Genomic DNA, 8,691 nt, shown 5'->3' on the forward strand with positions numbered 1-8,691 from the left:
AATTTCGACGAGCGTGCGGAGCGCCGTTAGGGTCACAACGCAGCTTTGTCCTCGTCCAATTCACCAACCGGGCGAAGCGCCACCCTACTTGTTCATCAACGCATTCCACTTCTTGATCCAACCGCTCAAATGACTGTTCACGTAGTCGAAGTCGATTGTCTTCGCCCGCTTGGCAATGGCACCGTAAGTTTTGTTCTTAGCGTTGGCACTGCTCAGCTGCACGGTATCATTGATGGGCGCATTGTTCAAGGACTGGGGCGCCGCCACCTTGGTCTGGGCGGTCTTGCTCAGCCGGTAATCCAGGTAAGCGTAAGCCGCCTTGGTGTTCTGGGTGGTCTTCAGAATGCTGGCGGTATCGTAGTTCGCGTAAGTGCCGCTGGCCGGGACGGTGTAGACCGCGTGACTGTCGGCGGACTGAATCATATCGACCGCGAAGTCGCCGACCACGGCGGCCGTGATCTCGCCGGACTTGAACATGTTCGCCAGGTCCGAAGATTGGGTGTAGGTCTTCACGACGTTGGGCTTGAGGCTGGCCAAGGCCTTGAACGCAGCCGCGCCGTTATCCTTGGTGACGGCGGTGCCGGCGTGGTCGCCGGCGACATACAGCATGGCCGGGCCGAAGGTGGTGGTGATGTCGGGAATGGCGATCTTGCCCTTCAACTTGCCGCTCCAGAGCTGATCCCACGAGGTGATCTTGCCGGTCTTGGTCGGGTCATAGATGATGCCGATACTGTTCACCGTATAAGGCACCGAATTGGTTTCTTTAGCCAGCTTCTGCTGGCTGGCATTCAAGGTCTTGAAGTTCTTCAGTTTAGAAACGTCGAGCTTTTTGAACAGCTTCTTCTTGTTCCCAGTCAAGGCGTTGTTTTGAGAAAGCTCAATGACGTCCACCCCAGCATTGGGGTTGTGGGCGATCTGGGTGAACCGCTGACTGCTGTCGCCGAACTGGCTCTGAATCTTCGTGCCGGTCTTTTTCTCGAAGGGTTTGAAAACGTCATTCGTCATTTGTTTCGTAGACAGGCCGAACGTCGAGACGGACAGGTTCCCGCCAGCGGCATTGGCTTGTTTGCCGCAGCCGGCGAAGAGGACGGCGACAGCCAGGGCAGCAGCGGACAGGGCGACACGGGAGAACATTTTCATTAGTTTGCACACTCCTAATTTGTGTTAGTTCAAGCTTCCAACGGCAATAAGTGCTCAGCGGGCAAGGTGAAGTGCAGCGGTGCGCCCACGGCGACCGGCGCCTCGGTGGGACCGTCAATCTGCAGCGCCCCCAGGGGACTGTCCACGGTGTACCGGTACGCACTGCCCAGGTAGGTGCGGATGGTGACCTGGCCGCTTAAGACTTCCGGCCCTTCGGGGACCAGTCGGATTTGGTTTGGGCGAATGGTCAAGACTTTGGCGGCGCCGTCGGTGGCGACGTTGACCCGGACGGTCTGGTCGCCGACGCGGTAGGCGTGGTCGGCCACGGTGCCGTTCACCGGCAGGAAGTTCTCGAAGCCGATGAAGCGGGCGACGAACTCGGTCGCCGGGTGGTGGTAGATTTCTTCCGGGGCAGCATACTGCTCAATCTTGCCTTGGTTGAGGACGGCCACTTTGTCAGAAATGGCGAAACATTCCTCCTGGTCGTGGGTGACGAAGATCGTGGTGGTGTGCAGCTGGAGCTGCAGGCGGCGGATTTCTTCCCGCATGCTGACCCGCAGCTTGGCGTCCAAGTTGCTCAACGGTTCGTCCAGCAAGAGCAGGCGGGGATCGACGACCAGCGCCCGGGCTAGGGCCACCCGCTGCTGCTGGCCGCCGGAGAGTTCCTGGGGATAGCGCTCGGCCAAGTCGTTCAGGCCGGTGGTGGCCAGCATGGCCGTGACCCGCTGGGTTGTTTCGGCCTTGCTGATCCGCTGCCGCTTCAAGCCGTACGCCACGTTGGCGAAGACGGTGAGGTGGGGGAAGAGGGCGTAACTCTGGAAGACCATGCTCAGGCCGCGCTTGTAGACAGGCACTCGGCTGATATCGTCGTCGTCCACCTTGATTGTGCCGCTGGTCTGCTGGAGCAGGCCGGCGATGATTCGCAGGGTGGTGGTCTTGCCGCTGCCGGAAGGGCCCAGCAGGGAAACAAGCTGACCGTCGGCGACGGCCAGGGATAAGTCGTGCAGTACCGGATCGCCGTGGCCGTACGTCATGGCTAAGTTTTCTAACGTCAATCGGGCCAAAATCAAATACCTCCTATGCGTTCGTGCCGGTCGTGGTCAAAGCGCCCACGCCGAGCAGTCGTTCCATTAAAATCATCAAGGCCGCCGTGAAGAGCATCAGCAGGACAGACAGGGCCGAGACGGTGGGGTCGTAGTTGTTCTGCAAGTAGTTCAGGATCGCTGTCGGCAGCATGTTCTGACTGGGCCCGTTCAGGAACAGCGAGATGGGAATGTTGTTGAACGAGTTGATGAAGCAGAGCATGAAGGCGGCGACGATGCTGGTGCGGATGTTGGGCAGCACGATGGTGAAGAACGCGTGGGGCCGGCTGGTGCCCAGCGTCCAGGCAGCCTCCTCGATGTGCGGGTCCAGGTGCAGCATACTGCTGGTCACCAATCGGATGACGTAGGGCAGGCACAGCAGCAAGTGGCCGATGAGCAGGCTGGGCCACAGCGGCAGGCGCCAGGAGATGACCAGTGTTTGGTACAGGGCGAAGCCGATGACGATCTCCGGGATCAGGGTCGGGCTGAGAAAGAGGGTCTGGAACCAGCCCTGCTTCGGAATATTGAAGCGGGTCAGGGCGTAGACCGCCGGCACCCCGATGAGCAGGGCCAGCAGACTGGCCAGCAAGGCGATCGTCAGGCTGGACTGGAAGCCGCTGACGAAGGCCGGCTGGGTCCAGATGTTGGCGTACCAGGCCAGGGTGAAACCCTTAATGGGAAACGAAATGGTCGCTTCGGTGCCAAAGGATGTAACGACCACGATGCCCAAGGGCAGGATAAGCAGGGCCAACACGATGACCCCGATGATTTGGAGGACGCGGTTATGCCGATCAAGCATGCTGCACCCGCCGATCCAGCCGCCCGGTGTACCACCGGAGCAGGCCCAAAACCAGGAGAGACAAGCCAATCAAGACGATGGCGACGACACTGGCCGTCGTCCAGTTCCCCAGGGTCATGGCCTGCTGGTAAATCAGCGTGGACATGACCAGGTGGCGGTTACCGCCCAGCAACTGAGGGGTGGTGTAGGCCGTCATCGCTCCGGCGAAGACCAGGATGGCCCCGGTGAGGATGGCCGGCGCCATTTGGGGCAGGATGATCTCCCGCAGCACAGTGAAGGGCCGGGACCCCAGGACGGCGGCGGCTTCCTCAATCTCCGGATTCAAGCCGTTGGCGCTATCCACCAGGGTGGTAATCATGATCGGCAGGAAGAGATAGACCGAGCCGATGACGATGGCACTGTCGGTGTACAGCAGGGTCAGCGGGGCACTGATCAGATGCAGCCCCTGCAGCAGGTTGTTCAGCACCCCGTTCTTGCCCAGGATAATGATCCAGGCGAAGTTCCGCACCACGGCATTCGTCAAGATGGGAAAGAGAATGATGACAGAAAGCACCTGGCGCCACGCCGTGGTCTGGCGGCTGATCCACAGTGCGGTGGGCAAGCCCAGGAGAACGGTCACGAGGGTCGTGATGACGGCGATCGTCAATGTTCGGAATATGACTTGCAGGTCGTAATGGCTTTGCAGAAACTGACTGTAAAGGGCGATCGGGTTTGCCCCGCTGGTGACCGTGGGAATGGCGATTTGCAACAAGGGGAAGAGGGCAAAGACGAGAATTCCTAACGTTGCCGGGATCAGCAAGAAGAACCGGTTGGCTTTTGACATGAGGCATCCTTTCTGTAAACACGACGGTTTAAAGATGATGTGTTTAGGGTACCACGAAAAAGCGAACAATAAAAGGACAAATTGCATTAGATATTCGCTTAATGTTCGGGAATTGCCGTTTTCTTCTCAACTCAATCGGTTGGCTGGTGTAAGCATTGTTCTTGGAGCTTTTGACTGGTCCATGCGATAATTGGGCTAGGTAAGCGCTGTCACCAAAATTGCGAGCACAACTCGCGGGAGGACAATTATGAAACATTTCAACCATTGGCGCATCACCGCCGTGGGTGCCTTGTTGCTGGCCGGTGTCTGCCTATCGGCGGGTCAAGCCAGCGCGGCTGACGATGCCCCGCTCACCAAAGCGGCCGCCGCCCCCATTGAGGCCGTGGCCCAGAGCGCGATGACGCAGAGGCAGGTGATTCACTATCTGGCGAAGCAAGAAGGGATCTCGCTTGCACAAGCCAAGAGCAAACTGTTACCGTCCGTTTCAGTCAAGGCACGTCCTAAAAAGGCCGCTGCGTCCTATGCCGTCGTCCGCGTGGCCCTGATGAATGCATCTCCCGCACGCTCTCCCCAACACTATGACGCCGGGACCGTCTATTTCTATTGCACGACCAGCGAAAGCGGACTGTTCCGCGGTATCAAAATGATCAATTACACCAGCTATTCAGCCGGCCGGTTGAATTTCGTCGGCCAACTCAATTACATGCTGATCGATCCCAACATCATTCACCTCACCTTGAATGGGGCGATTCAGCGACCGGCCGCCGTGACGGTTTCACACCCGCAACGCATCAGTTTAGGCCAGGCGGCAGCAATCACGATTGGGATGGCCCGTACCACCGCGTTTGTCGACAATCTGTTTGTTGATACCAATTACACGTTCTGACAATGAGGACGCAGAGTTTACCCAAGTAAGTAGCGACTATGGTAACTGTGAAAATCCACCGAAACAAGCGCAGGTCACATTCACTTTATTTGCACTCACACATTCGGGGTGCCCGGCACTTGCTCACTAGTGCCTTTTTATTGTTTTACAGCGTCGCTAGTGCTATTCGTCATATAAATAAAGCGGTTTCGGTATGCTGCAAACCGCGACTTTTTTGAATGAATCACTGCGAGAACGCAACCAGGCCCTTCAACATCACCGACGGTGTGCTGAAGAGCCTGGTTGTTTTTATTTACCAACGAAACAGGGATTCCACGCAAAAGAGGTTGTGAAAAAGTGTCCTGCGCTGCGTGTAACGATTATTGGGGCGCGGCCTGCCGGATTGCCCCCACAAACCAGTCCGTAAATGCGGCTGCGTCCACCGCCGTGGCCACATCCGCGTTCGCCGGCAAATGCAGCCGGTCGGCCAGATCGACCAGGGTGGCACCGGCGGTATAAGTGCCCGTCCGCTCGATGGTCACGTGGGTGCGGGCCAGGGTGAACAGGTCCGGTCGGCACAGCAGGCCCACGGCGAGGGCATCGTAGATCTTCAGGCCCGTCTGCACACTGCCCCCGCGGTAGTGGGTAAATAGATGGTAGAACATGTCTCCGACGGTGCCGAGCTGACGAATCTGGGCGGTCACGTTGGGCATAATTTTGGCCTGGTTCCCGACTTCCAGCGGGGCCATCTTGATGGGGACGCCAGCGCTGAAGACGATGGCCGCGGCCTCCGGATCGGCGGCCATGTTGAACTCGGAGAGCACGCCGTAGTTGCCCCGGCCCAGGGCACCGCCCATCAGCACAATTCGACCAATCTGTTCCCGGTCCCCGGGGTATTGGTGCAGGTACAGCGCCACGTCGGTCAACGGGCCGATGGCGACGATCGTCACGGGGGCGGCGGCGTTTGCCACCACGTCGTGCATGGCCGCCGCGGCCGAGACTGTCGTGTCCACCGGTACGGTGGGCACTGGGAAATCGTACCCAGCCATGCCGCTGGTGCCGTGGATGTCGCCGGCGTTGATAGGCACCCGCAATAGCGGTCGGTCGCTGCCGGGGACGATGCGTACAGCGCGGTGCAGGAGGGTGAGGAGCTTTCTAACGTTGTCCGTGGTGTGGGCCAGGCTGACGTTGCCAGCGGTGGGACAGATGAGCTGGACGTCAAGGTCCGGCGCCCCCAGAGCGATGCTAATGGCGACGGCGTCGTCGATGCCGGGGTCGGTGCTGATGATAACGGGGATGGACATGGGATACTCCTTTCTCGCTTAATAATCGATGATGATGGTCTGTTCGGTGGTGATGGCCTGGTTAGGCAGAGTCACGGTAATGCCGGTGCGCGGGGCGATCGCCGCCAGGGGCCACTCGCTCAGCTCGCCCAAGGCCCAGTTGGCCCCGGTGGGATTAGGCTGGAGCGCCTCCCGCAGCTTCGTGGGCCGGCCGCCGGCGGTCACTTGGACCGTGTGAGGGCGGGCGTTCGTGGCCACTTGCAGGATGAAGGCCGGGTTCTGATCCTGACCGGTATAGGTGCCCTGGGTGGCGCCCACCGTGATGATCATGCGCCGGCCGTCGTCGGTGGCCCGGATGCGGGTCGTGGCGGACTGACCGTCTTGGTAAGCCAAAGTGGCCCCGTCATCACTGTACACGGCGGTCTCACTGGGCTGCGGACCGGGGAAGTAAGTGAGGATCCGGGTGTCGTGGGGATAGGTGCCGGGGGTGAGATGGACCGGGACCCGGGGCAGAAGGGCTCCCGTGCGCACGAAGATCGGTGTTTGGGCCAAGGGTGCCGGGTAGTCGGCCAGTGTCTGACCGCCGTTGTAGCGCCGACCGGTGAAGATGTCGGTCCAGGAGCTGTGGGGATCGGGCAGGTACAGGTGGGGCACCTGAGCGCTGCCGTCTTTCTGCAACCGGTAAGGGCCGGTCACGGGGGCAATCAGCAGGTCGTCCCCCAGCAGGAATTCGGTATCCGTGTCGCTGCCGTAAGTGTAAGCGTCCGGTTCCGCCCAGAACAGCGGCCGCACGATGGGCGCGCCGGTCTCCCGGGCCGTGTGGGCCAGCGTATAGAGATAAGGCATCAGGGTGGTCTTGAATTGCAGATACGCGCGGTTGATGTCCACGTAAGGCTTGCCGAAGACCAGGCCCATGTTCTTCGGCTGGGTACCCCAGCCGTCCATATTCAGCTGGATCGGCGTGAAGCTCTTCCACTGCAGGTCCCGGGTCTGGATCAGCGGGTCGCTGCCGCCGTAGATGCCGTCGATGTCGCTGCCCACGTTGGGGTTGCCGGACAGGCCGGTGCTCAGGTAGGTGGCGATGTGGCTGCGAATATTCTCCCAGTCGTCGCCGCCCTGGTCACCGCTCCAGATGCTGGTGTAACGCTGGCTGCCGGCCCAGCCGTCGAGGCTCATGATGAACGGACGGCGGCCCTGGCCATACTTGGTCATGGCGGCCGCGGCGTCAGCGGTGGCGTGGAGGCCGAAGGTATAACCTTCGCCGACCCAGGCTACGTCGGTCTTCACCGCGGCGACGCCGGCGGTGCCCACTTCTTTTTCAATGTCCCGCTCGCCCTTCTGGGGGTGCTCCGGGTCATCGGGGTGCAGCTTCTCCTGGGTCCACAAGCCCACCGCGACACCGGCATCATTGGCATAGGCCGTGAAGCGGTGCAGGTTGGCCAAGTCGCCGGCCAGGCTGTCCGTTTGGCCGTAACCCGCGCCGTAACCGTCGTTAGGCAGGAACCAGCCGATGGGCAGCTGATTTTGCAGGTACCGGTCCAGGACCGCTCGGGCAGAAAACTGGGCACTGGCGCCTTCGCCGTTCAGAGACTCGTGCACGGCCCCGCTGGGGTTGCCGTCCGCATCGTGCTCGGTAAAGTGCACCGGGGCCGCCCCGTTGTTGGGCACCAGCTTTTGCCCGTTGACCGTGATCGTGCCGGCGCGGTAGCCGGTATTGAAGGTTTTCTCACTGATCGGCTGGTATTCCTTATACCATTGATTGTCGGGGAAGAGGATGGCGCCGACCGATTCTTTGGTTACCGGCAGCCAGTAGTCCCGGTTGTAGGCGTTCAGGTGGGCGGGGTAGAAACTGAAGCGGGGCGCGAGCAGCGGCTTACCGGTGAGTTCGTGGTAGCCGTGGATCAGCCGCGCCGGGTCGGGGGCGAGGATGATGTAGAGATCCATGACTGGGTCCTCGTGGCTGATCATGACGCCCCGGGCCGGGGTACTGAAGTCGTAATGGCCAGGGGTGAAGGTGTTGACCAAGACACCGTAACCGGCGGTGGACCAGAAGAAAGGCACCGGGGAGGCGACGCCGCCGGCGGTCCAGACGTTGGTGTTGGCAATGGTCACCCGCTGGCCGCGCAGGGCGCTGCGGCCGTTCTGGGTGCCGCCGCCGAAGAAGTATTCGTCCGGCGAAAAGCTGAACCGGGCCAGCCAGCCCTGTTCGTCATATTCCCAGGTGGGCATGCGCAGCGTGGTGATGGGGCCGTGGGGGCCGCTGATCACCAAGCTGCCGTCGGCCTTGCGCCAATCCGCCTGGTAGGGGTCGGCGGTGGTCAGCGTATACTGATCGTGTTCGATCACGATGGGCGTCTCGGCCGTTTGCCCGCTGCCGCCGGTGGCCACGGTTTGGTCATTGTTTTTGTCGACGGCCACAGCGGCGGGGACCGTCGGGTGGGTCGGGAACTGATCAGTCTGGCTGACTTGCACCCGCAGGATGTGGTCGTTCACCCAACTGAGGCGGCCGTGGAGATGACTGGTGGCCACCGTTAATACACCGTCGTGATACGTTTCTTGCTGAATGGCCTGGGGATCTTGGACCATGCTGAATTCCTCCTTCTGGTGCCGCCCCGAGTGAGTATGACACACCTCTCCAAACTCCGTGCCAAAGCTCCGCAAGCTCCGGCAAAACGGGCTGGAACGTGGTGGGCACGGCT

7 protein-coding genes are annotated in these 8,691 nt (G+C 60.7%); 1 reads left to right on the forward strand and 6 read right to left on the reverse strand.

The window, feature by feature from the left end:
• Positions 1–84: 84 nt before the first annotated feature.
• From L248_RS08295 to L248_RS08310, 4 genes are read right to left on the reverse strand one after another with little or no spacing between them, the layout of a single operon-like run.
• On the reverse strand, positions 85–1,134 hold the full coding sequence (locus L248_RS08295) for an ABC transporter substrate-binding protein (protein ID WP_022529723.1): 1,050 nt from the start codon (positions 1,132–1,134) through the stop codon (positions 85–87).
• Positions 1,135–1,169: 35 nt separating this feature from the next.
• Entirely contained in the window at positions 1,170–2,204 is a 1,035-nt protein-coding gene (locus L248_RS08300) for an ABC transporter ATP-binding protein (protein ID WP_040535734.1), read from the reverse strand.
• Between the two features lie 13 nt (positions 2,205–2,217).
• Positions 2,218–3,021 carry an ABC transporter permease gene (locus L248_RS08305; protein WP_022529725.1) on the reverse strand — a complete coding sequence of 268 codons (804 nt, stop codon included), beginning with the start codon at positions 3,019–3,021 and terminating at the stop codon, positions 2,218–2,220.
• Entirely contained in the window at positions 3,014–3,844 is an 831-nt protein-coding gene (locus tag L248_RS08310; protein ID WP_022529726.1) for an ABC transporter permease, read from the reverse strand. Before L248_RS08310 ends, L248_RS08305 begins: the two co-directional genes overlap by 8 nt.
• A 247-nt stretch (positions 3,845–4,091) precedes the next feature.
• On the opposite strand from L248_RS08310, the gene L248_RS15200 reads away from it, so the two are divergent.
• Positions 4,092–4,730: a hypothetical protein gene (locus tag L248_RS15200; RefSeq protein ID WP_022529727.1), complete on the forward strand. Its 639-nt coding sequence runs from the start codon at positions 4,092–4,094 to the stop codon at positions 4,728–4,730.
• Positions 4,731–5,089: 359 nt separating this feature from the next.
• On the opposite strand, the gene L248_RS08320 is transcribed toward L248_RS15200, so the two are convergent.
• Entirely contained in the window at positions 5,090–6,013 is a 924-nt protein-coding gene (locus L248_RS08320) for a nucleoside hydrolase (protein ID WP_022529728.1), read from the reverse strand.
• Between the two features lie 18 nt (positions 6,014–6,031).
• Positions 6,032–8,578 (reverse strand): TIM-barrel domain-containing protein, encoded by a 2,547-nt coding sequence (locus L248_RS08325; protein WP_022529729.1) that lies wholly within the window; start codon positions 8,576–8,578, stop codon positions 6,032–6,034.
• Between the last annotated feature and the right edge of the window lie 113 nt (positions 8,579–8,691).

The organism is Schleiferilactobacillus shenzhenensis LY-73, from assembly GCF_000469325.1.
Lineage (GTDB): Bacteria > Bacillota > Bacilli > Lactobacillales > Lactobacillaceae > Schleiferilactobacillus > Schleiferilactobacillus shenzhenensis.